The organism is Erwinia sp. TECH1 (assembly GCF_054057575.1).
The window spans coordinates 579015-604402 of sequence record NZ_JBSRZK010000001.1; the positions used below are offsets into that span (position 1 = coordinate 579015).

The 25388-nt window shown below is 54.6% G+C and carries 21 protein-coding genes; 10 read left to right on the plus strand and 11 right to left on the minus strand.

What is annotated here, in order from left to right; translation table 11 throughout:
* The first annotated feature begins 385 nt into the window (after window positions 1-385).
* From ACVWZ0_RS02535 to ACVWZ0_RS02550, 4 genes are all read left to right on the plus strand, one after another.
* On the plus strand, window positions 386-3268 hold the full coding sequence (locus ACVWZ0_RS02535; RefSeq protein ID WP_253456044.1) for a bifunctional diguanylate cyclase/phosphodiesterase: 2883 nt from the start codon (window positions 386-388) through the stop codon (window positions 3266-3268).
* A gap of 481 nt (window positions 3269-3749) precedes the next feature.
* Window positions 3750-4490, plus strand: coding sequence for a gluconate 2-dehydrogenase subunit 3 family protein (locus ACVWZ0_RS02540; RefSeq protein ID WP_253456041.1), 741 nt, complete (start codon window positions 3750-3752; stop codon window positions 4488-4490).
* A gap of 2 nt (window positions 4491-4492) precedes the next feature.
* Window positions 4493-6277, plus strand: coding sequence for a GMC family oxidoreductase (locus tag ACVWZ0_RS02545; RefSeq protein WP_253456038.1), 1785 nt, complete (start codon window positions 4493-4495; stop codon window positions 6275-6277).
* Between the two features lie 11 nt (window positions 6278-6288).
* A complete protein-coding gene (locus tag ACVWZ0_RS02550) occupies window positions 6289-7602 on the plus strand; it encodes a c-type cytochrome (RefSeq protein WP_370734837.1) in 1314 nt (437 codons plus the stop codon).
* Between the two features lie 270 nt (window positions 7603-7872).
* Here ACVWZ0_RS02550 and ACVWZ0_RS02555 read toward each other — a convergent pair whose 3' ends face one another.
* Genes ACVWZ0_RS02555 through ACVWZ0_RS02565 form a run of 3 tightly spaced genes read right to left on the minus strand, consistent with a single transcriptional unit; the run spans window position 7873 to window position 9401 of the window.
* Window positions 7873-8298 carry a hypothetical protein gene (locus tag ACVWZ0_RS02555; RefSeq protein WP_253456035.1) on the minus strand — a complete coding sequence of 142 codons (426 nt, stop codon included), beginning with the start codon at window positions 8296-8298 and terminating at the stop codon, window positions 7873-7875.
* Window positions 8292-8891 (minus strand): peptidoglycan recognition protein family protein, encoded by a 600-nt coding sequence (locus tag ACVWZ0_RS02560; RefSeq protein ID WP_253456032.1) that lies wholly within the window; start codon window positions 8889-8891, stop codon window positions 8292-8294. The genes ACVWZ0_RS02555 and ACVWZ0_RS02560 overlap by 7 nt, the downstream gene beginning before the upstream one ends.
* Before the next feature lie 27 nt (window positions 8892-8918).
* Window positions 8919-9401, minus strand: a complete 483-nt coding sequence (locus ACVWZ0_RS02565) for an Hcp family type VI secretion system effector (RefSeq protein WP_253456029.1) — start codon at window positions 9399-9401, stop codon at window positions 8919-8921.
* Between the two features lie 970 nt (window positions 9402-10371).
* Between ACVWZ0_RS02565 and yjdN the strand changes: the two genes are divergently transcribed.
* Complete coding sequence (gene yjdN, locus ACVWZ0_RS02570) at window positions 10372-10812, plus strand: VOC family metalloprotein YjdN (protein ID WP_125290238.1); 441 nt, start codon at window positions 10372-10374, stop codon at window positions 10810-10812.
* On the opposite strand, the gene ACVWZ0_RS02575 is transcribed toward yjdN, so the two are convergent.
* A complete protein-coding gene (locus ACVWZ0_RS02575; protein ID WP_301289639.1) occupies window positions 10802-11710 on the minus strand; it encodes a LysR family transcriptional regulator in 909 nt (302 codons plus the stop codon). The genes yjdN and ACVWZ0_RS02575 overlap by 11 nt on opposite strands.
* A gap of 99 nt (window positions 11711-11809) precedes the next feature.
* On the opposite strand from ACVWZ0_RS02575, the gene ACVWZ0_RS02580 reads away from it, so the two are divergent.
* Window positions 11810-12877, plus strand: a complete 1068-nt coding sequence (locus ACVWZ0_RS02580; protein WP_253456026.1) for an SDR family oxidoreductase — start codon at window positions 11810-11812, stop codon at window positions 12875-12877.
* 27 nt (window positions 12878-12904) lie between these two features.
* Here the strand turns inward: ACVWZ0_RS02580 and ACVWZ0_RS02585 are convergent, their stop codons facing one another.
* A complete protein-coding gene (locus tag ACVWZ0_RS02585; RefSeq protein ID WP_253456023.1) occupies window positions 12905-13435 on the minus strand; it encodes a GNAT family N-acetyltransferase in 531 nt (176 codons plus the stop codon).
* Window positions 13436-13679: 244 nt separating this feature from the next.
* On the opposite strand from ACVWZ0_RS02585, the gene ACVWZ0_RS02590 reads away from it, so the two are divergent.
* Window positions 13680-14459, plus strand: coding sequence for an L-threonylcarbamoyladenylate synthase (locus ACVWZ0_RS02590; RefSeq protein ID WP_125290242.1), 780 nt, complete (start codon window positions 13680-13682; stop codon window positions 14457-14459).
* A 28-nt stretch (window positions 14460-14487) separates the two neighbouring features.
* On the opposite strand, the gene ACVWZ0_RS02595 is transcribed toward ACVWZ0_RS02590, so the two are convergent.
* The 3 genes from ACVWZ0_RS02595 to ACVWZ0_RS02605 form a co-directional block, all read right to left on the minus strand.
* Window positions 14488-15378, minus strand: a complete 891-nt coding sequence (locus ACVWZ0_RS02595) for a LysR family transcriptional regulator (protein WP_253456020.1) — start codon at window positions 15376-15378, stop codon at window positions 14488-14490.
* Window positions 15378-16007: a LysE family transporter gene (locus ACVWZ0_RS02600; RefSeq protein WP_253456018.1), complete on the minus strand. Its 630-nt coding sequence runs from the start codon at window positions 16005-16007 to the stop codon at window positions 15378-15380. Before ACVWZ0_RS02600 ends, ACVWZ0_RS02595 begins: the two co-directional genes overlap by 1 nt.
* 124 nt (window positions 16008-16131) lie before the next feature.
* On the minus strand, window positions 16132-17430 hold the full coding sequence (locus ACVWZ0_RS02605) for an MFS transporter (protein ID WP_253456016.1): 1299 nt from the start codon (window positions 17428-17430) through the stop codon (window positions 16132-16134).
* A 503-nt stretch (window positions 17431-17933) separates the two neighbouring features.
* On the opposite strand from ACVWZ0_RS02605, the gene treF reads away from it, so the two are divergent.
* Window positions 17934-19577: an alpha,alpha-trehalase TreF gene (treF, locus tag ACVWZ0_RS02610; protein WP_253461146.1), complete on the plus strand. Its 1644-nt coding sequence runs from the start codon at window positions 17934-17936 to the stop codon at window positions 19575-19577.
* A gap of 166 nt (window positions 19578-19743) precedes the next feature.
* Here treF and ACVWZ0_RS02615 read toward each other — a convergent pair whose 3' ends face one another.
* Entirely contained in the window at window positions 19744-20145 is a 402-nt protein-coding gene (locus ACVWZ0_RS02615) for a winged helix-turn-helix transcriptional regulator (RefSeq protein ID WP_253456013.1), read from the minus strand.
* Between the two features lie 112 nt (window positions 20146-20257).
* Here ACVWZ0_RS02615 and ACVWZ0_RS02620 point away from each other — a divergent pair, with 112 nt between their 5' ends.
* Together ACVWZ0_RS02620 and ACVWZ0_RS02625 are read left to right on the plus strand one after the other, a co-directional pair.
* A complete protein-coding gene (locus ACVWZ0_RS02620; protein ID WP_253456010.1) occupies window positions 20258-21115 on the plus strand; it encodes an SDR family oxidoreductase in 858 nt (285 codons plus the stop codon).
* Window positions 21116-21333: 218 nt separating this feature from the next.
* Window positions 21334-21918: a YceI family protein gene (locus tag ACVWZ0_RS02625; protein ID WP_253456007.1), complete on the plus strand. Its 585-nt coding sequence runs from the start codon at window positions 21334-21336 to the stop codon at window positions 21916-21918.
* A 53-nt stretch (window positions 21919-21971) separates the two neighbouring features.
* Here ACVWZ0_RS02625 and ACVWZ0_RS02630 read toward each other — a convergent pair whose 3' ends face one another.
* Window positions 21972-24071 (minus strand): peptidase domain-containing ABC transporter, encoded by a 2100-nt coding sequence (locus tag ACVWZ0_RS02630; protein ID WP_253456004.1) that lies wholly within the window; start codon window positions 24069-24071, stop codon window positions 21972-21974.
* Complete coding sequence (locus ACVWZ0_RS02635; protein WP_253456002.1) at window positions 24061-25353, minus strand: HlyD family secretion protein; 1293 nt, start codon at window positions 25351-25353, stop codon at window positions 24061-24063. The genes ACVWZ0_RS02630 and ACVWZ0_RS02635 overlap by 11 nt, the downstream gene beginning before the upstream one ends.
* Window positions 25354-25388: the final 35 nt, after the last annotated feature.

A 25388-nucleotide genomic window follows, 5' to 3' on the forward strand; every position in this document is an offset into this window, starting at 1 on the left:
TCTGACCGCCGCCTTTGCAACAGGCGAGTGTTTCCGTTACGCCAGTCATTAACGTGAATAGCGGTCGCGAAGCGTTAATAAATTACAGGCCATTATTTTAATATTCTGCAAACATCTTATCCCGGGATTGTAGCGATCGCGGGTTGCAGCCACGCGTTCAACCCTGCATAGTCCTCCCCGCCCTGGCCCGGCAAAATAAATGCTGAATGTTATTTAAACGAGGCCGATAACGATAAGGCACTTTCAGGCAGCGGAGCCTGATGCAGCAAGGTTTTACAGGGAATAGCGGCGCGGGATTGCTTCAGAAAAGGCGGGCCTGCAGCGGAGAGCCGCTTATCTGCAGGCCAGGCCTTCTTCGGGGCAGCGTCCCTCAGGCGGAAAGAAAATGAACGAAAATAATGATGTGATGTACCGACTGCTGGTGCAAAGCGTGGTCGGCTACGCCATTTATATGCTGAAACCTGACGGCACCGTAGCCAACTGGAACGCGGGCGCGGAGCGGGCGAAAGGCTATCTGCCGGATGAAATTATCGGCAGAAATTTTGACTGTTTTTACAGTGCGGAAGACAGAGAAAAAGGTCTGCCGCAGCGCGGCCTGGCCATCGCCCGCGAAAAAGGACGTTTTGAAACCGAAGGCTGGCGCTACCGCAAAGACGGCAGCGCTTTCTGGGCGCATGTGGTGATTGACGCCGTGCACGACGACGACGGCGGGCTAATCGGCTTCGCCAAAATTACCCGCGACTGCACCGAACAGCAGGCTCAGCTTGCCGAACAGCGCGCCCAGGAGCAGAAATTCCGTCTGCTGGTCGAAGGCGTGGTCGATTACGCCATCTACATGCTCGATCCCGACGGCTATGTGGTGAACTGGAACGAAGGCGCAAGGCGTTCCAAAGGCTATACGGCGGAAGAAATCGTCGGCAAACACTTCTCCTGCTTTTACAGCACGCAAGACCGGCTGGCTAAGCTCCCGGAAACCAACCTGAAAACCGCCTACCGTACCGGCCGATTCGAAGAGCAGGGCTGGCGCTATCGTAAAGACGGCACCTCTTTCTGGGCGCACGTGGTCATTGACGCCGTGCACGACGACGACGGCAGGCTAATCGGCTACGCCAAAATCACCCGCGACTGCACTGAACAACAGCGCGTGCTGCAAGAACAGCGCGAAAGGGAACAGGTGTTCCGTCTGCTGGTGGAGGGCGTCACCGACTACGCCATCTATATGCTCGATCCCCAGGGCCATGTGGTGAACTGGAATGCCGGCGCGCATCGCGCCAAAGGCTATACGGCGGAGGAAATCGTCGGCGAACACTTCTCCTGCTTTTACAGCGCGCAGGATCGCTTTGCCTGCCTGCCCGACAAAAACCTGGCGATTGCGCAAAGCGTTGGGCGTTTTGAAGATCAGGGCTGGCGCTATCGCAAAGACGGCAGCGCCTTCTGGGCGCACGTGGTGATCGAAGCGATTCATACTAAAGAAGGCCGCCTGCTTGGCTTTGCCAAAATTACCCGCGACTGCACTGAACTGCGCGAGTACGAACAGCAGATCCTGCGGGCAAAAGATCTGGCAGAGCAGAACAGCAATAAGATGGCCGCGCTGTCGAAGTTTCTCGACACCATTATCGGCAATATTCCCTGCTGTGTGATAGTGGAAGACGTGGTATCGCGCGAGGTGCTGCTGCTGAACAGCAAAGCGGAGCAGCTGCTGGGCGTAAAAATGAAGGAGCTTGCCGGCAAAAGGCTGGACGATTACATGCCCTCAGAGCTGAGCGGCTATTTTTCCCAGCTGGCGACCGCCGCACAGCGCAATGAAGGCGTGCATAAAAACGAGCAGCTGTTGCGTACCCGTGGCGGCGAACGGATCATCAACGCTTCGGCCTCGATTATTAACGGCAACGACGCCCATACTAACTACGTGCTGCTGATTGCTGACGACGTTACCGATCAGCGCGCGGCTGATGCGCGCATTCATCATATGGCGCATCACGATAACCTGACCAGCCTGCCGAACCGCGTGCTGTTCAGCCAGCGGCTGAACGAGGCGCTGCGCTGCGATTTCGATAATGGTAAACAGACGGCGGCGCTCTGTCTGGATCTGGATAACTTCAAGAACGTCAACGACGCGCTGGGCCATCAGGTCGGCGACGATCTGCTGCGCGCCGTCGCCAGCCGTTTGCGCGGCGTGCTGCGTGAACAGGATACGCTGGCGCGCAACGGCGGCGATGAATTCTCTATCGTACTGCCAGGCCTGACGCATTTACAGGAAGCCGAAGCGGTGGCGCAAAGACTGATTGAGGCCATCCGTCCGACCTTCAACGTCGACGGACATAGCCTGACGGTAGGGCTGAGCATCGGCATTTCTATTGTCGCAGGCGGTCTGACTACCCCCGCCGAGCTGCTGCGCTGTGCCGATATGGCGCTGTACGAAGCCAAACGCAACGGCCGCAACCGCTTTGAGCATTTCTCCAGCGAAATGGGCGAAGCCGCCAGCAAGCGCCGCATGATTGAAACCGATCTGCGCGAGGCAATGACCCATCACCACCTCAAGCTGTATTACCAGCCGATTACCGATAGTCTGGGCCAGGAGATCATCAGCTACGAAGCGCTGATGCGCTGGCACCATCCGAAACAGGGACTGATTATGCCGCTGGACTTTATTCCCGTGGCGGAAGAAACCGGGCTGATCCACTCGCTGGGCGCCTTCGCGCTGTACGAAGCCTGCCGCGAGGCAGCGAAGTGGCCGGCGCATCAGAGCGTGGCGGTCAACCTTTCGCCGCTCCAGTTTAAAAACAGTTCGCTGGTGTCGGTAGTGGAAGCGGCGCTGAAGGATTCCGGGCTGGCCCCGCACCGGCTGGAAGTGGAGATCACGGAGTCGGTGCTGCTGGACAACACCCTGGTCAATATCCGCATTCTGCAAAAGCTGAAAAAGCTGGGCGTGCGCATCGCGCTGGATGACTTCGGCACCGGCTACTCGTCGCTCAGCTATCTGCGTTCTTTCCCGTTCGATAAGATCAAAATCGACAAGTCGTTTATCAACGATATGAAAGAGAGCCGCGAGGCGCTGGCCATTATCCGGGCCATTACGGGCATGAGCCGCAGCCTGGATATTCAAATCACGGCGGAAGGGGTGGAGAGCAGCGAGCAGTTCGAGCAGCTGAAAATCGAAGGCTGTACGCTGTTCCAGGGGTATTATTTTGGCCGCCCGCAGCCGTCGGAGACGCGGCTGAAGCTGTTTGGCCTGGACGAAAAGCGCGACGGCCAGGTTCACCCTTAGCGGCCCGATCCTGAACAGCGTTATGGCTACGATCGCCGCGTAGCTTATCCACCAGGGCGTCGTGCTGCGCGCTGGCCTTGCGCGCGCCTTTGGCTAAATCATTCGCGCGCAATGTGACAAGCTGGCCTTCTGCGGCCGCGCGTTCTTCAGTAGCTCATCCCTTACAACGTCAGGCTGCGTGCTGGTTCTGCTGCGGCCGCGCGTTCTTCAATAGCTCATCCCTTATAACGCTCTGCTGCGCGCTGGCCCTCTCTGGTGACGTGCCTCTCTCTTTCCGCCTGCCTGGTTGTTAATGAAATTGTGCCATTTTGTTTATTTACGCTAATTTTTTGCGCCGATTCCTGTTAAAATCCATAAATTGTTACCGGTAACATTGATTCAGATCACGCTAGCGCCCGATTTTTATAAAAAAACAGGCTAGCGGGTCTCCCATCACGAATGCTTACAGCCGAACAACCAGGCCATTTTAAAAGGCAATGTCATGTCAAAAGAAACGATCGGAAGCTCCCGCAGGGACTTTCTGCTGAGAACCATTACGCTTGCGCCCGCCGTGGCGATTGGCAGCACGGGCCTGGGCGCGTTAACCGCGCCAGCCGCAGCCGCAGCCGTAGCCGCGCCCGAGCCTGCAGGGCCGCAGCAGGCCCGCGATTACCAGCCCACCTGGTTTACCCCGGAAGAGTACGCTTTTATTAAGGCGGCCGTGGCGCGCCTGATCCCTGCCGACGAACGCGGCCCCGGCGCGCTGGAAGCGGGCGTGCCGGAATATATCGATCGTCAGATGAACACGCCTTACGCGACCGGTTCCAACTGGTATATGCAGGGACCTTTCCATCCCGATGCCGACAAAGAGCTGGGCTATCAGTACCCGCTGATCCCGCGCGATATTTACCGCCTGGGCCTGGCGGACGCGGATGCTTTCGCCAAAGCGCAGCACGGCAAAGCGTTCGCCGACCTGAGCCACGACCAGCAGGACGCATTGCTACAGGCCTTTGAAGCCGGCAAAGCCGAATTCAAACAGGTTCCGGCTAAGGTTTTCTTCTCTTTCCTGTTACAGAACACGCGCGAAGGCTTCTTCAGCGATCCTGTGCATGGCGGCAATCAGAATATGGTCGGCTGGAAGCTGATCGGCTTTCCGGGCGCGCGCGCTGATTTTATGGACTGGGTTGAACGGGGCGAGCGCTATCCGTTCCCGCCGGTGTCGATTCGTGGGGAAAGAGCATAAGCATGGCAAACGTAATGAAAAAAGTAGATGCGGTGATCGTAGGCTTCGGCTGGGCGGGATCGATCATGGCGAAAGAGCTGACCGAAGCGGGCCTGAACGTGGTTGCGCTGGAGCGTGGCCCGCATCGCGACACCTATCCTGACGGCGCGTATCCGCAGGTTATTGATGAGCTGACCTATAACATCCGTAAAAAGCTGTTCCAGGATCTCTCCAAAAGCACCGTGACCATCCGCCATAACTCGGCGCAGACCGCGCAGCCCTATCGCCAGCTTGCCGCGTTTTTACCCGGCACCGGCACCGGCGGCGCGGGCCTGCACTGGTCAGGCGTGCATTTCCGCGTCGATCCGATCGAGCTGCGGATGCGCAGCCACTATGAAGAGCGCTACGGCAAAAAGTTTATTCCTGAGGGCATGACCATTCAGGATTTCGGCGTCACCTATGACGAGCTGGAGCCGTTTTTTGATAAGGCCGAAAAAGTGTTTGGCACCTCCGGCTCGGAATGGCGCGTTAAGGGCAAAGTCGTCGGCCAGCAGGGACGCGGCAACCCGTTCGCGCCGGATCGCTCCGACAAGTTCCCGCTGCCCGCGCAGAAGCGAACCTTCTCCGCGCAGCTGTTCGCGCAGGCCGCTGAATCCGTTGGCTATCATCCTTACGATCTGCCTTCCGCCAATACTTCCGGCCCGTACACCAACACCTACGGCGCGCAGATGGGGCCGTGCAACTTCTGCGGCTATTGCAGCGGCTACGCCTGCTATATGTATTCCAAAGCGTCGCCGAACGTTAACGTGCTGCCTGCGCTACGTCAGGAAGCGAAGTTTGAGCTGCGCGAAAACGCCAACGTGCTGCGCGTCAACCTGACCGACGACAAAAAGCGCGCTACCGGCGTGACCTATGTCGATGCGCTTGGCCGCCAGATCGAGCAGCCCGCCGACCTGGTGATCCTGTCCGCCTTCCAGTTCCATAACGTGCACCTGATGCTGCTGTCCGGCATCGGCAAGCCTTACGATCCGGTCACTAACGAAGGCACCGTAGGCCGTAACTTTGCCTATCAGAATATTTCCACCATCAAGGCCTTCTTTGATAAAGACGTCTTTACCAACAACTTTATCGGCGCGGGCGGCGCGGGCGTGGGCGTGGACGACTTCAACGCGGATAACTTCGACCACGGCAAATATGGCTTTGTCGGCGGCTCGCCGTTCTGGGTTAACCAGGCGGGCGTGAAGCCGATCTCCGGCCTGCCGACGCCGCCGGGCACGCCAGGCTGGGGCAGCAAGTGGAAAGCGGCGGTCGCCGATCACTATACGCATCATGTCTCGATGGACGCGCACGGCGCGCACCAGTCCTATCGCAACAACTATCTGGATCTGGATCCGAACTACAAGGATGCTTTCGGCCAGCCGCTGCTGCGTATGACCTTTGACTGGCAGGAAAACGACATCAAAATGTCGCAGTTTATGCATGGCCGGATGCACAAAATCGCCGAAGCGATGAACCCGAAACTGATCAGCGGCGCGCCGAAAATGCCGGGCACGCATTTCGACACCACCGTGTATCAGACCACGCATATGAACGGCGGCGCGATCATGGGCGAAGATCCGAAAACCAGCGCGGTTAACCGCTATCTGCAAAGCTGGGATGTGCCGAACGTGTTTGTTCCGGGCGCGTCCGCCTTCCCGCAGGGTCTGGGCTACAACCCGACCGGCATGGTGGCGGCGTTGACCTACTGGTCAGCGAAAGCGATTCGTGAACAGTACCTTCCAAGTCCAGGTCCGTTGGTGCAGGCGTAAGGATGACCATGATGAAAATGCTGATCCCGGCTCTGATGCTGGGTATGACCACCTTTGTTGCGGCGGCGGAGGATAACGGCGCCGATCTGATCAAGCGCGGCGAGTATCTGGCGCGCGCGGGCGACTGCGTGGCCTGCCATACCAAAATGGGTGGCGAATCTTTTGCTGGCGGGCTGGCGATGGCGACGCCCATCGGCAAGATTTACTCCACCAACATCACGCCCGATAAGAAAACCGGCATTGGCGATTACAGCTATGACGACTTTCAGAAAGCGGTACGCCACGGCGTAGCGAAGAACGGCGACACGCTCTATCCGGCGATGCCTTATCCTTCCTATGCTGTGGTTAACGATGAGGATATGCACGCGCTTTACGCCTACTTTATGCATGGCGTGAAGCCGGTTGAGGCCGAAAACAGGAAAAGCGACATTCCTTGGCCGCTGTCGATGCGCTGGCCGCTGTCGATCTGGCGCGGGCTGTTTGCACCGGACGTAAAAGCTTTCCAGGCGATTAAAGGGCAGGATGCGGTGCTGGCTCGCGGTCAGTATCTGGTGGAAGGCCTGGGCCACTGCGGCGCCTGTCATACCCCGCGTAGCCTGACCATGCAGGAAAAAGCGTTGAACGACGGCGAAGGCAGCGACTACCTTTCCGGCAGCAGCTCGCCGATTGACGGCTTTACCGCCAACAACCTGCGCGGCGACAGCCGTGACGGACTGGGCCGCTGGAGTGAAGACGATCTGACGCAGTTCCTGCGCTATGGCCGCAACGATCGTACCGCGGCCTTTGGCGGCATGACCGAAGTGGTGCAGCACAGTTTGCAGCATTTAAGCGACGAAGATATCACCGCCATTGCGCGCTATCTGAAATCCCTGGGCGCGAAAGACTTAAATCAGGTCGGCTTTACGCCGGATGACAAGGTAGCGAAGGCGCTGTGGAAGGGCGACGACAGCAAACCGGGCGCGTCGGTGTACGTCGACAGCTGCGCGGCCTGCCATAAAACGGACGGCAGCGGCTATAAGCGCTTCTTCCCGCAGCTGAGCGGCAATCCTGTGGTGCTGGCGGAAGATCCAACCTCGCTTATCCATATCGTTATCAGCGGCGCGACGCTACCGGGCGTGAAGGGTGCCCCTTCTGCCATCACCATGCCGGCTTTCGGCTGGCGGCTGAACGACCAGCAGGTCGCCGACGTGGTGAACTTTATCCGCACCAGCTGGGGCAATACGGCCAAAGAGCAGGTTAGCGCCAGCGACGTGGCGAAAGTGCGTAAAAACGACGCTGAACAGCAGGGCAGCGTGGATATTGAGAAGCTGACTGAAGTGAAATAAGCGACTTTGACCGGTAAAAAAGCGGCCAGTAAATGGCCGCTTCAGATTGTAGACGGCGTGCCCGATCCGGGGACAGATTGCTTCCACAAAGATGCAGAAAACGGCATTGATGTCCGCTCATTACCAAGAGTTACGCCGGAACCGCCAAAATTTTGTTACCCGGCACCCTTTTCCAGCCCGGTCAGATTGCGCTGTAAAAGTTGAAACACCCAGTAAATAAGGTACGCCAGTCAGGCGTGTACCTTAATGGTTGGGAGCAGATTTTGATTGTTAATCAAGCTCGTCATCAGACGTGTATGTTCCTTCGAAAGGATCTGTCCATTTATAATCATTATAAAATAAAGTTACTACATCACCAGTGTCCCATCGTAGTGTTCCTCCTCCACTGGAGAATATTTTCCATTTACCACGGGTGTTGTTGCTAAATTCAATAGTCCCTTTAGCATAACAGGGTGAATAACGATCATGTACATTAAAACTTAAAGGCACCGGATACGCCTCAGAAAAAAAATCCGTCACGTCTCGCTCTGTTATTTTAAATGCCAGGCAGCCATTTTTGACATTTCCTGATTCATCTTCGGTTTTTCCCGTTTCATCAATTTTAATGCCTGTGATTTTTCGGGTCGCCATATGTCCTGCAAAAGCTATATTTATAGTAAAAAACACAAACAGCATGACGAAAATTTTTTTCACCATTGTGCTGTACCCGCTTCTGTCTTAACTTTATATGATACTTCAGGATGTCTGAAAATTTCAGTCATCGATACTTTTAATGTGTCAGAAAGTTCAGCTACAAGCCATTTCAATGAACTGTTTTGGGCATCATTGATCTTTTCATAAATAGCATCCTGGTCTTCACCTGAAACAGGTTTTCCAACTATTTCTATGCCCAGAGAATCAAAGTTAGCAGGGTATCTTTCTGGATATGGCTTTTTCTGTTCTAAACGAGAGAGCTGCTTATATTTATTCAGTAATGGCTTTATTTTGGAAATTTCCGAAGGTTTGCATTTCTTTTCCATGTAGCATCTGGATCTTATATTGCCGACATGATAAGTAATTTTAAAGACTGAAGCTGTCTGGTAAATAGTACCGTCTTTATCTATCAGAAAATGTGCACCATTTGCACCTGTGTTTTTATAACTGTTAAAAGAGCTTTCTGCTGTCGATCCTCCGGTCTGATGTACGATAATCCCATTTACTTTGTCCAGTTTGCCACGCTCTATCGTGCTGAAACGTCTGACGATAATACGTTCCGCATCCACTAACCCATTTTTATTAACGAATAGCATAGTTATATTCCCTTATATTACTTATAGTTAAATATCCGTATTAGCTTTAATATCATATCCCATAGAAACCGTACCCGCTATATTTCTCCCCGCATTTCGCAAAACGTAATCCATCTTTATCCTGGAGAACGCGAGGCTGACCGCTTCACGCGGGACGCGCATGGTATTGAGATACACAGGATTTACGCCGGTGATGATAATATCCTGAAGCGTAATGTGCATATACTCCAGCGGAGAGCCGCCAGCTTTTCTGACAGTCAAAACGGCTTCAGGTATACGTTTTCCAGTAAGACAATAATGAAGTAAGTTGGTGCTGGTCTTATCGATATAATGTTCAAAATACAAGTCGTCAACGGTACACTTCCCGGCGCCGCCACCCCATCCCAGGTGCATATTTGATGCCTGTCTGACAGACCATTCCCAACTCAGGATTTCTGTTTCACCTTTATGTGTAGAATCCTGAGACTCGCCTTCAATTCCATTAAATTTTATGAAAATATCCTGAGCCATAATTCTTCCTTGTATAAATAAAATGATTACTGCTTTTCTTTGCCTCGTATAAACTTCCAATAAAGGTTGATCACGTAACTGAAAACATCTCTGTCAGACCGCTGGTTGGATATTTCACGCCATCGTGCCTGAAGAACATCTGCAATCGCTCTGGCTTCCGGGACTGAACTTGCCAGCTGGTTCAACTTTGGAACGCTTGGCTTGTCTCCCTGGCGCACTGCTGCCGGGGCATGGTCAAAGCCGGGCCACTGGCGGTTTACACAAGGTCGGTTCCCCGTTATAAAACCGCTGCTACTCAGCTAAATCAACACTTATTTTATTACCCCTGCAAAGGTCAATCTTGCTCGCAACGTCACTACACCAGGGTCAAAAAAATGACGCTGATAATGCCGCTCCGCAAGCTGAATACGTATATAACAACCAATACGATAACACAGGCGTTATTTTGATATACCGGTTGGGCCGCACATTTACACACAGAAGTTTCTGCGAGACCCGCAATTGAAACGCAATATCCGTCGCTTTTGAGACCAGATGGAATCTTATCGTCAGCTACATGCCATAGTCGCCAGGAAGAGGTTACCAGAAAAATGATGTTGAAACGGACGCAGATAATTAGCGCGGGCGAGCGCTTGTTTATTACCGCTCCTGTCGCAACTACTGGAACGACCTGAGGCAAAGAGTAACGGCAAAGGCATGAAAGCGTTGGCCCGGATAGCGTCGGTAGCAGGGCAACATATTTTTATACCTTTCAGATGAAGCGGCCAGCAAACTGGCCGTTTTTTTGCCGTGTCGAAAGCGTCTGGTTTAAACCGACGAGCCTTCCTGCCAGAGCCGGACAGAAGAACGTTCTGCTTTTCCTGGCATGCGTTTTTATTCAGTAACATGTAATTAAGCGCCAGATCTCAGTCGCCTGCTACACTTTCTTCGAGCTTGTTCTTCAGCACATACCTCAAACGAAGGAGATGTTATGCAACTTTCGCCTTATTTATACTTTTCGGGAAACTGTGAAGAGGCTATCGCTTTTTATCAGCAGGCCACGGGAGCCGAACTGACGGTTAAAATGACCTGGGGTGACGTGCCTGCGGAGAAAAAACAGCAGCCGCAGAAACAGAACAGCCCAAGCGCGGAACAGCCAGCGGATGATAAAATCATGCACGCGCTGCTGCATATCGGCGACGGCGAGCTGCAAATGAGCGACAGCGCGGAAGCGGTAAGCTATAACGGTTTTGCCGTCAGCCTGTCGAGCAACGATCCTGCCGAAGGCAAACGCTGGTTCGATAATCTTTCCGCTGGCGGTAAGGTCACGCTGGAATGGGAAGAAACCTTCTGGGCGGCCGGTTTCGGTACGCTGATCGATAAGTTCGGCGTGCCGTGGCGCATCAACGTAAATAAACCCGCTACTGACTGATTTTCAGCCGATCCAGCGTGGCAAGCAGCGCGTCGACCTTCGGCAGCAGCTGCTTTCTGCGCGGCCAGACGATAAACAGCGGCAGACCTTCTACCGCCAGCTCTGGCAGGATCGGTACCAGCGCGCCGCTGGCCAACTCTTTTTCCAGCAGCCAGGTCGCCATTTGCGCCACGCCGAGTCCGGCTACTACGGCGGCGACCTGGGCTTCGCCATCCCCCAACGCCATCCGATAAGGCAGGGTCCGGGTTATCGTTCGTCCATCCGGCGAGCGGATATGCCACGGACTGGTGCTGCCATCTACCCGATCGTAAACAATGGCTCGCCTTTCGGTCAGCGCCTGCAAAGAGTCGGGCACGCCGTGCTGCGCCAGATAGTCCGGCGAAGCGCAGAAGATCAGCCTTTCATTACCCAAAAAGCGGCAGCCCAGCGAGGGCGGAAAATCTGTCGAGCCGCCAATACGTATCGCGATATCCACGCCTTCCTCAAACAGATCGACAAAGCGATCGGAGAAAGAGAGGGCAATCTGCATCTCCGGGTTCTGCTGGCAAAATTCGTTGATAAGCGGCATCACCCGCATCCGGCCAAAGGTGTTGGGCACGGCAATCCGCAGCCGTCCGACCGGAATGGCGCGCTGGGCGGCCAGTACGGATTCCGCTTCCGCCAGCTCGCTCAGCACACGCGTACAGGTTTCATAAAAGGCCTGACCGGCATCCGTCAGCGCCAGTCGCCGCGTGGTGCGTTCAAACAGCCGCGAGCCGAGCCGGGCTTCCAGCCTTGCCACGCTTTTGCTGATGGCTGAACTGGTCAGATGCAACGAATCGGCGGCGGCGGTAAAACTGCCGTGCTCCACGCTGGCGACAAAGGGGGTGATATCTTTAAGGCGATCCCGACCGATCATTATTCATGACTCATATTCTCAAATAATATGAATTTATACCTCTAATAGGATTTTAATTCTCTATTAAGCTTAATGAATTAGCAATCAGGAGGAAAATTTATGCAACAACGCGCACTTATTGTCGGCGTCAGCGGCGTTATCGGTACCGCACTGGCAGAGCAGCTGACCGGCGACGGTTGGGAAGTTTATGGCCTTTCACGCGGCCGCACGGCGGTGCCGGCGGGCTGCACGGCATTGACCGCCGACCTTACCGATGCTGAATCCGTTAAGAAAGCGCTGGCTGACCTGAAGGTTGATAAGGTCTTCTTCAGCGTCTGGTCGCGTCAGGCCAATGAAAAAGAGAATATCCGCGTAAACGGCGCGATGGTGCGTAACGTGATCGACGCGCTGGGCGACGGCCTGAAAGGCGGCCACGTGGCGCTGGTCACCGGCCTTAAACACTATCTGGGGCCGTTTGACGCCTATGGCAAAGGCGCGGTGCCAATGACGCCGTTCCGCGAAGAGCAGGGCCGCCAGCCTGTCGATAACTTCTATTACGCGCAGGAAGATGAAGTCTTTGCGGGCGCGAAGAAGTATGGCTTCACCTGGAGCGTGCACCGTCCGCATACCATTATCGGCTTTGCGCTGGGCAACGCGATGAACATGGGCCAGACGCTGGCCGTTTATGCCAGCCTCTGCAAGCAGACCGGCCAGCCGTTTATCTTCCCCGGCTCGAAAGCGCAGTGGGAAGGCGTGACCGATATGACCAGCGCAAGCGTGCTGGCGCAGCAGCTGGAATGGGCCGCGACCACGCCGTCGGCGCAGAATGAAGATTACAACGTGGTCAACGGCGACGTGTTCCGCTGGAAATGGATGTGGGGCCAGATCGCCGACTATTTTGGCGTGGAAGCCGCGCCTTACCCGGACGAGATGCAGCCGCTGGAAGGGCGGATGGATGCGGCGGCAGAGCAGTGGAAAGCCATCGCGCAGCAGTTCGACCTCAAGGAAGCGGATATCAACCGGCTGGTTTCCTGGTGGCATACCGACGCCGATCTGGGCCGCCCGATGGAGGTCTTTACCGACGTCAGCAAAAGCCGCAAGGCGGGCTTTACCGGTTATCAGCCCACGCGCGATGCGTTTTTCGCGCTGTTTGACAGGCTGAAGGCGGAAAAACTTATCCCGGCCTGATGCTACAGGCGCCGCGCGTGACGGCCATTACGCGCGGCGCGCTGCTTCAGGCTGCACATATTCCTGACGCAGCATGCCATAGAGCGCGCAGTCCCAGCGCGCTTCTCCTACCGCCACGCCCTGCCGCTGTACGCCTTCCCGCACAAAACCCAGCTTCTCGTAGGTACGTATCGCCGCCTGATTAAAGGTGTAGACGCGTAGCTCAATACGCTCGATGCCTTCCTGCTGAAAAGCCGTCGCAATCAGTTGGCGCAGCATGTGCTCCGCCAGATTTTGTCCCCGCATCGCTGGATTGACCACCACGCGACAGAGGCAGGCCAGATGGTTGTTCCAGTCAAAGCCTGTCTGCGCCACGGCAGCCAGTTCGCCCGCCTGTTTTCCGGCAAAAGTAAGCAGGCTGGCAGGCTGCTGGCTGGCGGAATCCAGCAGCGTGGCGAGAAACGACTCTTCCAGCGGCCAGGCGACGCCCGGCCCGGCCCACTGCGTAACGTCGGCCTGCGACGTAAACCAACTGCTTAAGGCAAGCCGATCTTGCTCGGCGAAAAAGGCAATCTGCATAGGGTGCTCGCTCAGGCTAAAAAAGGTGAGTGGCGAAAATCCGCGAAGGGTTCAACTTTCTTTGTTCCGCAGGTCTGGCAGCGCTATCCGGCCTCATTCTGCAACAATTGTTTCCTGGTGGAAACAATTGCCGAAAGAGGCGCCTGACTGTTGCGAAAAAAGCCGCCTGCGTTAGGATGAAGTTATCCGGGCAGGCCAAAAAGGCGCTGACCCCCACATGACTCTTATACTGGCAGGGGCAATCATGAGCAATAAAACCATTCACTGGAACGGCGGCTTGCAGCCGGAAGCGGTAAATATCCTGTCTGCCGACGGCGGCATGATCGTCTGCCCGACCAAAGTGGGCTACATCATCATGACTTCCGATGCGAAAGGCCTGGAGCGCAAGTTCGACGCCAAGCAGCGCAACCGCAACAAGCCGGGCGTGGTGCTGTGTGGCTCGCTGGAGCAGCTGAAAGAGCTGGCGCAGCTGAACCCGGAAATTGAATCGCTGTATCAGCAGCACTGGGACAAAGACGTGCTGCTGGGCTGCATCCTGCCGTGGAAAGAAGAGGCGGTGGCGCGTATCCCGGAAGACGGTTCAAAAGATCTGATGATGGATCGCCGTCAGACCAGCTGCTTCGTGATTAAATTCGGCGTGCCCGGCGAGAAACTGGCGAAAGAGCTGTGGGAAAACCACGGTAAATTCTCCTTCGCCAGTTCGGCTAACCCATCAGGCAAAGGCAACCGTGGCCTGGTCGAAGGCATCGGCGAGCGTATCGAATCCCAGGCGGATCTGATTATCGAAGCCAACGACTACGTGAAGTCTATCCAGCCTAACGAATCGGAGAAAACCCGCTACGAGCAGGGCGTGATGGTGGCGATGGTGGATGAAAACGGCAAGCTGGTGCCGGAGCAGAAGGGTGAGCGCAACATTACGCCTTGTCCGGTGCTGATCCGTAAAGGGCTGGACGTGGATAAAATCATGTCGATGCTGTCAGACACCTTTACCACCTGGGATTACCGCCACGGCAACTACTACTGATTATGCAGGGCGGAGCTTCGGTTCCGCCTTACCTCAGTGCTTTCTGCAGCGCGGCGATAAACAGCCTGACGCGCGGCGAGATCAGGCCGTTCTCTTTGGTCAGGATCCAGGATTTATAAAGATCCATTTCCCATTCCGGCAGTACCCGACAGAGTTTTCCTTTCTCCACCGCCTGTAGGGCGACGTAATCCGGCAGATAGGCTATCCCCGTTTGCGCCACCGCTGAATTAACCAGCGCGGTACTGTTATTGGCGCGAAACCGGCTGCGCACCTCGATATCCCGCTTCTGCTTCTCTTTGCGAAAGGGCAGCGAGATAGTATGGGCCGGGCCACGAAACAGGATAAAGTCGTGGCGCGTCAGATCTTCCGGCCGTTGGATAGCGCTAAAACGCTCAAGGTAGGCTGGCGCGGCGTAAAGCCCCCAGCTGATATCCATCAGCGGCAGGCAGTGCGGATGTTCCGGCCTGTCGCGGCGGATGACGATAGCCAGATCGAGATTATCGTCCACCAGATTCACCGGCCTGTCGGTAAGGTCGAGATCTACGCTGACGTGCAAATTGCCCGCCACGAACTGGTTCAGCACCGGCACGATGCACTGGCAGCCGAAGGTAACCGGCGCGACGACGCGCAGGCTGCCGGTCGGCTCCTCGTGGAAGCGGCGAATAAAAAGCTCGGCGCTTTTTACCTCGCTGAGAATGCGCGCGCAGTAGTGATACCAGGTCATGCCGACCTCGGTTACGGCGATCTTGCGCGTGGTGCGCAGCAGCAGCTTTGCGCCCAGGCGTATTTCCAGCGCGGCGATCTCTTTGCTGACCGCCGACTTGGATATCCCCAGCTGTTTTGCCGCTTCGGTATAGCTCAGCGTTTCTACCACGCGGGCAAAAATCACCATCGCGTGCAGGTTTTCGACGTCGCTCATTAGCGGGCGGAGATTGCCAGCGCGCTGCCCGCAAAGACAAACAGGCTGCCGACGGCACGATTAAGCAGGCGCAGGCGCGACGGGTTGGCAAATACGCCAGAAAGGCGGCGACCGGCGCAGGCGTAAGCGAACATCAGGCCGCAGTCCGTGACGGCCCAGGTGACGGCCAGCGTGGCGAACTGGACAGCGTGCGGCTGGCTGGCTTCCACAAAGTTAGGAAACAGCGCGGCGAAAAACAGCAGGTCTTTGGGATTGCTGATGCCGACCATATAGCCTTTACGAAACAGTTTAAGCAGGCCGGGCATCGCCTGCGGCTGGCCGCTGATAACGATTCTTTCTGCCGGCGCGCTGTTGCGCCAGGCGCTGATGCCCAGCCAGATCAGATAGGCGGCGCCGACCACTTTCAGCACGGTAAAGGCGGTAGTGGAGGCCGCCAGGATCGCGCCCAGCCCCAGCGCCGATGCGGTCATCAGCGTCATGGCCGCCATCACGCCGCCGATCACCGTCGCCAGCGCGCGGCGTCGGCCGTAGCGCAGCCCGTGCGTCATGCTGACCAACGCAGAAGGGCCGGGAACGGCGATAAGAACGGCAATAATACCGGCATAGGCAAGCCAGAGGTGGAGCGACATAACACTATTCCTTGAACAATGAGCGACAGGAACCTTTCGGGTGGCCGTAGCTTAATGGCTGCGCAGGGGGAAGTAAATTAAGCAGAAGCGGTTCGGGGCGGAGAATGCGAGCCGCCCCGTAAAACTAACGGACTTTTTTCACCAGCACGGGAATTTGGCGCAGTTTGTTAGCCAGCCATAGCCCGCCCAGCAGCATCACGGCGATAAATGCGGAGACGCCAGCCCAGCCGTAGCCGTGCCAGAACACGCCGCCCAGCGTCCCCGCCACGCTCGATCCCAGGTAATAAAAGAAAAGGTAGAGCGAAGAAGCCTGGCCTCTGGCGCGACGGGCGCGGTGACCGACCCAGCTGCTGGCGACCGAATGCGCGGCGAAAAAACCGGCGGCGAACAGCATCAGGCCTGGCAGCACCAGCAACAGCGTGGTGAACTGGGTAGCGATCAGGCCGGCCAGCATCAACAGCAGCGAAGCCATCAGCACCACGCCGCGCCCGTAGCGAGCGGTCATCACGCCCGCCTTCGGTGAGCTGTAAGTGCCGGTCAGATAGACGACGGAGAGCAGACCGACCACCGTCTGGCTGAGGGAAAAAGGCGCGGCCAGAAAGCGAAAGCTGACATAGTTAAACAGCGTCACGAAGCTGCCCATCAGAATAAAGCCGACCAGGAACAGCATCGGTAATCCCATATCCCGCCACTGGAACATAAAGTTGACCAGCAGCTGGTGCGGCCGCAGCGAAGTGGCGCGGAAGTGCTGCGAAGGGGGCAACAGGCGGAAAAACAGCCCGGCGGCCGTCAGCGCGAACAGGCCGACCACGAACAGCGAAACGTTCCAGGAAAAGTGATCGGCCAGCATGCCGGTAGAGAGCCGCCCAACCAGGCCGCCAATCGAATTACCGCTGATATAAAGGCCCATAGAGAAAGAGAGGAAAACCGGGTGCAGCTCCTCACTCAGCCAAGTCATTGCCACCGCCGCGACGCCGCTTAGCGCCAGCCCGGTCAACGCGCGCATCGCCAGCACGCCTTCCCAGCTGCTCATGGTGGCGCAGATCAGCGTAAAGCAGGCGGCCAGCAGCAGCGAAACGGACATCACCGATTTACGGCCGATGGCGTCCGACAGCGGCCCGGTCACCAGCAGCCCCAGCGCCATCATGATGGTGGTGACCGACAGCGACAGGCTGCTTTGCGCAGGCGTCAGATGAAAGCTTTGCGAAAAAACAGGTAGCACAGGCTGCACGCAGTACAGTACGGCGAAGGTGGACAGGCCGGCGCAGAACAGCGCCAGCGTGGCGTGCATAAATCTGCGCGTGCCGCGAATAATATAGGTTTTATTTATATCAGGAGAATTAACGGGAGAAACTAAACTGTCGTCTTCATCTGTAAGACTTTCCGAGTGCAACGCTGCGGATTTATTTACTACCGGTGCCACGAGATTTCCTTAATCGTATTTGAAAGGGCTGGTTTGCTATCAGATAAACTTATCGCTGCCATCGCCATAACAGCATTTGACCCGCATTAGTATTCGGCCGTTTAAATTTAATGTAAATGAGAAATTTAAATAATTTTTCAAAGAATGAAAAAGCATCGCTTTAATTTTCGATTGAAGCTGCTTTGTACCGACTGCGGGCAAGCAGAAAGAAGCAACAGGCGGAAGCCCGAAAGATGGGGCAAGGTGGGCCTGAACCTGCTAAAGAGAGGGCGGCTGCTTTATTTCATTTTTTTCAGAAAATGTAAGAGGGGTTTCACCTCTTGCTATTCCTTTAATCAAAGAGGGAAATATCGATTATTCTTTGTTTGTTTATTTTTTGAAATATTATCTTAACTTCTGTCATATTCGCGCTTATTTGCACTATGAGACACGAGTACTATACTTAATCTTATACATAATTAACCGTACACCACATTGTCAATCATCGACATCAGGAGGTTTTTATCGCTTTTAATCATAACGACCTGACCATTGACAATAACCTGGCAGATTACGAAGCTTATTATCACGATTATGAAGCGCTGGATATGCTGGCCGAACCGCAGCCTGAACCTATTCAGGGACTGCCTGCGCCGGATATTCTGACGCCTTCCGATCGCTACCAGGAACTCTTTGAAGCCGTGCAGAGCGCAAGGATCTTTGCCGACAGCAAAACCTTTGCAGACTGCGCGCCGAAAATCGAACCGGAGATGATCCTCTACCGCTACTTTATTCAGCGCGAGCGAGAGGATTTTAACCTGCTGGCCTTTGTGCTGGAGAATTTCGACCTGCCGAAAATTAACGACAGCCGCTACGTGGCCGATCCGGCAAAAAGCATGGGCGAGCATATTGACTCGCTGTGGCCGGTACTGACGCGCAAGCCGGAAAAGCATTCTGAATTTTCTTCGCTGCTGCCGTTGCCGGAACCTTATGTCGTGCCGGGCGGCCGCTTTGGCGAAACCTACTATTGGGATTCGTACTTCAGCATGCTGGGCTTCGCGGCTGGCGGACAGACCGATCTGCTGCGCCAGATGGCGGATAACTTTGCGTGGATGATCGACACATATGGCCATATTCCAAACGGCAACCGCACCTATTATTTGAGCCGCTCGCAGCCGCCAGTGTTTGCGCTGATGGTCGAACTGTTTGAAAAAGATGGCGTTAGCCAGGCGCAGCGTTATCTTCGTCAGCTGAAGCGTGAATATGACTTCTGGATGGACGGCACGGAGTCGCTGACGCCCGGCGAAGCATGGCGTCATGTGGTGATGATGCCGGACGGATCGGTACTGAATCGCTACTGGGACGATCGCGATACGCCGCGCGACGAATCCTGGATTGAAGACGTGGAAACCGCCAGAAACTCGGCGCGTCCTTCCAGCGAGGTTTATCGCGATCTGCGGGCGGGTGCGGCTTCGGGCTGGGACTTTTCCTCCCGCTGGCTGAGCGAAGCAGGACGGCTGGAAAGCATCCAGACCACCAGCATTGTGCCGATCGATTTAAACGCGTTTCTCTACAAGCTGGAAACCACGATCGCTCGCCTGTCTGCCCGTAAAAACGATCGTGCGACCGCAGAACTGTTTCAGCAAAAAGCCGTGCGCCGCCGTGAAGCGGTCGATGCCTGGTTATGGGACGCACAGGCCGAGCTGTACCGCGACTACAACTGGCGGGAGCGCGAAAAAGGCGCTTTCTCGGCGGCTGGCGTGACGCCGCTTTACGTAGGAATGGCCAGCCTGGAGCAGGCGGCTGCCACCGCTGCGGCGGTACGCTCGCATCTGCTGGCGCCGGGTGGCGTGCTGACTACGGTAGAAGAAACCGGTGAGCAGTGGGACAAACCCAACGGCTGGGCGCCGATGCAGTGGATGGCGATCAAGGGTTTTAATAACTACGGTGAAGAGCTGTTGGCGAAAGAAATAGCCGCACGCTGGCTTCAGGTAACGGGCGCTACCTATCATCGTCACCATAAGATGGTGGAGAAATATAACGTTGCCGGCCGCGCGCCGGTATTAGCGGGCGGCGGCGAATATCCGTTGCAGGATGGATTCGGCTGGACAAACGGCGTTACGCGTCGCCTGCTGGCGATGTATCCGGATGCGGCGCCGAAGCGATAAATGGCGCGCTTAATTATTAAAGGCCTTCATTATGAAGGCCTTTTTTATTTAGGGTCGGCGAAAATAATATGCCATCACTGGGTAAGGTGAACTTTATCAACCGTTTTGCCGGGAAGGGAAAAGGAGCAAATCAGCAGCATGGCGTTGGCCGCCGCCGAATACAGATTTATTCCTCTGCTGAAAACTGGCGGCGGTTATCAATAATCTGATGCAGATTAACCTCGATCCAGTCGGCCAGGCCCGTAATGCGGTCGCGCGCTTCATGACCCAACACGGTAAGTTTGTATTCAACGTGCGGCGGGATCACTTCATAAGCGATACGCTCCACAAAGCCGTCTTCCTCCATAAAACGCAGGGTTTGCGCCAGCATTCTTTCACTGACGCCGCCTATTTTGCGCCGCAGTTCGCCAAAGCGCAGCGTGTCGTTCTCCAGCGCAATCAGCACCAGCAAACTCCAGCGGCCGGTCAGGCGTTTTAATACTTCGCGCGACGGACAGTCGCGGTTCAATAATTCGCCGCGTTGCAGCCTGTCGCGAAGCGAAACGATTGAGGAACTATTTTTTTCCATACTAACAAACCTGTAAGTACTTACTTTTGGTTAGTGTATGACATAGGCTGATTGAACACAACGCTTCCGGGGCTAATCCGGATGCGCTTTTATCACCGCTAAGGAGAACATTATGATTGCAGTAACCGGAGCAACCGGCCAGCTTGGCCGCCTGGTGATTGATGCTTTACTGAAAAGAACGTCTGCCGAAGAGCTGGTCGCCGTGGTGCGTTCGCCGGCGAAAGCGGCCGACCTCGCCGCGCTGGGCGTTCAGGTACGCCAGGGCGATTATAACCAACCGCAGACGCTGGCCGACGCTTTTCGCGGCGTGGATAAAGTGCTGCTGATTTCCTCCAGCGAGGTCGGCCAGCGTGAGGCGCAGCATAAAGCGGCCATCGAGGCGGCCAAAGCGGCAGGCGTTAAGCTGCTGGCCTATACCAGCCTGCTTCATGCCGACAGCTCGCCGATGGGGCTGGCAGATGAACACCGGGCAACCGAGCAGGCGCTGATTGCATCCGGCGTGCCTTACGTTATTCTTCGCAACGGCTGGTACAGCGAAAACTATGCCGCCAGCATTGCGCCAGCGCTGACGCACGGCGTGTTTATTGGTGCGGCCGACGAGGGCAAAATCGCTTCTGCTACCCGTCAGGATTATGCTGAAGCGGCGGCTGCTGTACTGACCAGCGACGCGCCTGTTGATAAAGTTTACGAGCTGGCGGGCGACGAGGCCTATACGCTGACGCAGTTCGCAGCGGAAATCGCCCAGGCCAGCGGTAAAGCCGTACGTTATCAAAATTTGCCTCAGGACGACTTTGCCGCCGCGTTAAAAGCGGCCGGTCTGCCTGACGGGCTGGCAGAGATGCTGGCGGATTCGGATGCCAATGCGGCCAAAGGCGCGCTGTATGATGACAGCCATACTTTAAGCCGCCTGATCGGCCGGGCGACCACGCCGTGGCAGGATGTGGTAAAAGCGTTTGTGGCCAAAGCTTAAAGCCGCGCTTTTCGCACGGGACGCGGTGATAGCTGTTAAAGCATTGCTGCGTCCGGATAATCTTGCAAAAGGGATCCCCGGTCGTCCCGCTCGATCGCCAGGATCCTTTGCTGTTGGCTAATCTTTTTGACAAAGCCGGTCAAATATCTTCACTATCGGGCAAACCGTTAATGCTGCACTATCCTTAAACATTCCTGGTGAAAATAAGGACAACCGGCATGACGTTAATCAAGAAAGTCGCTTTACCGTTATTAATCAGCTCCGCGCTCTGGTCACAATTTTCTGCCGCCGCGCCCGTTAATTACGCAATGGACAGCGGGCATACCTCCGTTGTTGTTTCGTGGACTCACTTCGGTTTTTCCCATCCAACGGCCGATTTGTCTGATGTTACCGGCAATATTGATTTTGATGCCGCTAAAGTCAGCGATTCTAAAGTGGACGTGACTATTCCGGTCAACAGCATTGATACGCACGTAGACAAGCTGACCGAAGAGTTTAAAGGCCCGGAATATTTCGACGTGACCAAATACCCGAATGCGACCTTTAAAAGCACAAAAGTGGTCAGCACAGGTAAAAATACCCTGGATGTACACGGCGACCTGACCATCAAGGGCATCACCAAACCTGTCGTGCTGCATGCGGTGCTGAACAAGCAGGGCATGCACCCGATGGTGAAGAAGGAAGCGGTTGGCTTTGATGCCACCACCACTTTTAAACGCTCCGACTTTAAGCTGGATAAATATGTGCCGGCCGTCAGCGACGACGTGAAGCTGACCATCACCACCGAAGCCTACGCGAAGTAATTCCGTATCGGCTGCTCTGAAGCCCGCTTTTCAGCGGGCTTTAAATCGGGCCGCTATAGCTCAATTACGCGATCGGCAGAGGCGATGGTGGAAGGGCGGTGGGCCACGATAATGCGGGTGATTTTAAGCGAGGAGATGGCGTTATTAATGGCCTTTTCATTCTCAATATCAAGATGGCTGGTTGCTTCATCCATAAACAGGATGCTGGGACGCCGGTAAAGCGCCCGGGCAATAAACAGCCGCTGTTTTTGACCGCCGGAAATGCCTGCGCCTAACTCGCCAATCAGGGTTTCATAGCCCATCGGCATACTCATTATTTCGTGGTGAATATTGCTGTAAACCGCACACGCCATAATCAGCTCCCGGTTAGCATCCGGGGAAAAACCGCAGATATTGTCCGCGATAGATCCTGAAAAAAGCCGGTCATCCTGCAGCACGCAGGCAATGCTTTGCCGGAAGTTATTCAACCCGATTTTATGAATATCCAGGCCTCCGGCCAGAATTTCGCCGCTGGTGGGCATAAGGAGACCGCTCATGACTTTAAGCAAGGTCGTTTTCCCGACGCCGGAAGGGCCGACGATAGCAACGCTTTCACCGGGCTGAACGGCAATATTCAGATCGGTAAAAATCGGTTTTGATAACGCATCATATTGATAGCTGACTTGTTTGACGTTAAGCGCAATACCTTCTCCGGGCCTGAAAATAGCCCGTGGCGCGACGGTTTCTTCTGCCTCGGTGAAAATAAGGTCGGAAATCCTTTCATTATGAAGCGAGAGCATTCGCAGACTCAGCGCCAGATCGATCAGGCTGCCAGCGCGCTGGGAAAATTGTCCCCGGTAGGAGTTAAAAGCCATAAACATCCCCAGTGTCATATTATTATCAATCACCATGGAAGCCCCCAGCCAGAGTATGGCCACCTGATCCAGCGTGCTGACCAGGGTATTGATGCCGCCAAACATCATATTAAACCGGGTAATTTTAATGCCGGTATTGGTGGCGTCGATATTCAGATTAAGCCAGTGGCTGGAGCGAATATTATCGATACCAAGGGATTTTACGGTGGAAATACCGTAAAGCGTTTCCATAAAGTGGGAGCTGGATTTGGCGCCTTTGACAATCTGTTCTTCTGACAGCTGGCGATACAGGCGATAGGTAACCAGACGCATCAGTGCATAACAAAGGGTAAAGCCCATCACGACCCAGACCAGCCAGCCGCCGTAAACCATCATCATCGCAAAAAGCCCGATAGTCATAATGGTATCGATAATCCCGGTAACGATGCTGTTGGTAAATGTTGTTCTGATGGCGTCCAGCGAGGAAAAACGGGACTGAATATCGCCAAGATGTCTCTTTTCGAAAAAGGATAAAGGCAGCTTCATCAGATGATCGAACAGCGTGGTCTTCCACTGCACATCCGTCAACGTGCCCAGCGCGATCGAGGTCCATGCCCGTATTACGCTGACAAAGGCTTTAAACAGGGTAAAGATAATCAGGCCGAGACAGATCACGGTTAGCAGATCGTAATCATGCGCCTGAATAACATGGTCAGTCACCAGCTGAGTTCCTACCGGCAGGAGCAGATTAATCGACTCAATGACGACTGACAGCGCGAATATTTTTAACAGCGCGCCGGGCAGACCATTGATGTTTTTCATCAGATCCAGCAGGCGCAGCCGGGTTTTTACCGTCTCTTTGTGGAATTCCTTATCCGGCCACAGCTCCAGCGCCACGCCGGTAAAGTGGTTGGACATATCCTTCATACCCACCACCCGCCGCCCGAAGGCCGGATCGTGGATCACAAATGAGTTGTGGCGCACTTTTACCAGGACAACAAAATGGTTCATATCCCAGTGCAAAATGCAGGGCGTTCTCAGCTTACCGACCTCATTGATATCCAGCGAAAGCGCGCGGGTTTTCAGCTGAAGCTGCGAGGCGATGCCGGCCACAAGATTTAAGGTCGCGCCTTTGGTTGATACGCCGAACTTCTGACGAAGGTTAAATAAATCGACGTTCAGACCGTAGTAAGAAGAGACCATCGCCAGGCAAGCCAGCCCGCACTCTGAGGACTCCGACTGCAAAATTTTCGGAACTTTACGGCGCAGTGAAAAATTTATTTTGCTGTTAATTTTTTCAAAAAGCGACTTACCTGTCATTGACAACTCCACTCACGCTATTTTTTATTTTATTTATAGGCGCAATCGCCCATTGATATAACGGCTTTTTCTCAAGGAAGACGATGACCCTGGCCTGAAGGCCGCCAGATATTTGCAGTTTTTTTCCCTTATCACTGAATTCTGTATCGTTAATGGCAACCAGAACTTTGTAATAAGAGCCTTTCTCCTGGCGGGCACCGCTGCTATAGGTGCTCATCTCCTGCGGCGAGGCAGGGACAGAGGAAATCGAGATGATTTTTCCTGGGAATTGCCCAAACTTATCAGCAGGGAAAGCGTTGTAGCGGATATTAATGCCGTCCTGCACTTTGACATAGGGCAGGCTGTTATCCGGAAGCCAGAGCAATAAAAAATAGTGCACGTTATCCACCGGCTTAATCTGCGCCAGGCTGGCGCCGGTCTCCACCATCTGGCCCGGCGTTACGCTAAGCGATTCGATAATACCGTCAAGCTTTGCACTGATAATGATACTGTTATTCGCTTTATATTCTGCCAGCTGTCGTTCCAGATCGCTTAGCTGAGATTTATTTTGAATAATCTGGTTATCAAAATCTGCGGCACGCGTAAATTTATCGCTGCGTAATTGCGAAAGCTGTATTTTTTCCTGAATACTCTGACTGTTCAGCGCCTGATAGGCGCTCTGCTGGGAAAGCGACTGCGCGCGCTGATAATTAAGCTGATCCTGAGTGATTAACCCTTTTTTTAAATACTTTTCATAGTTATTCAGGCTTTCATTCATTTTCTTTACGCCTTCGCGGGCGCTGTTAACCATCTTCTCGGTTTCTTTATGGGCCTTTGCATAGCTGTCTATCTGCGACTGCAGGTTTTCCAGCGTAGACGCTTTATTACTTTCTAATTTAGCAATCATTGCATGAAGATTAGCCGTCTGAATTTTAATGGATTCGACGGCGGCGCTGCTGACGTTTCCTGAAGAGGTAATACGGGCAACGTCCAGTTCATACAGCGGATCGCCTTTTTTAACGCGATCGCCAACCTTAACAAAGGTGGTGGTGATATAACCCTGCTGTGGTGAATTAATATTGATAGCATGAGGAAGGGTAATCACTTCACCATCAACATCAATACGTCTGCTGTAATCAAAGAAGACCATAGCCAGTATAACTACGATAAGAAAAAGCAGGCAAAATCCTGTAATAACAGATGCTGGTATCTTAGAAATAAGCAGCGCCTTTCCTGTCCACTTCTGGCGCTGATAATCCAACGCGTCGCTGCGGAACAGGCTTTTATTTTTATTGTTATCCATAGGAGTTTCCAGAGAGAAAAAAAGAGCCACCGGAG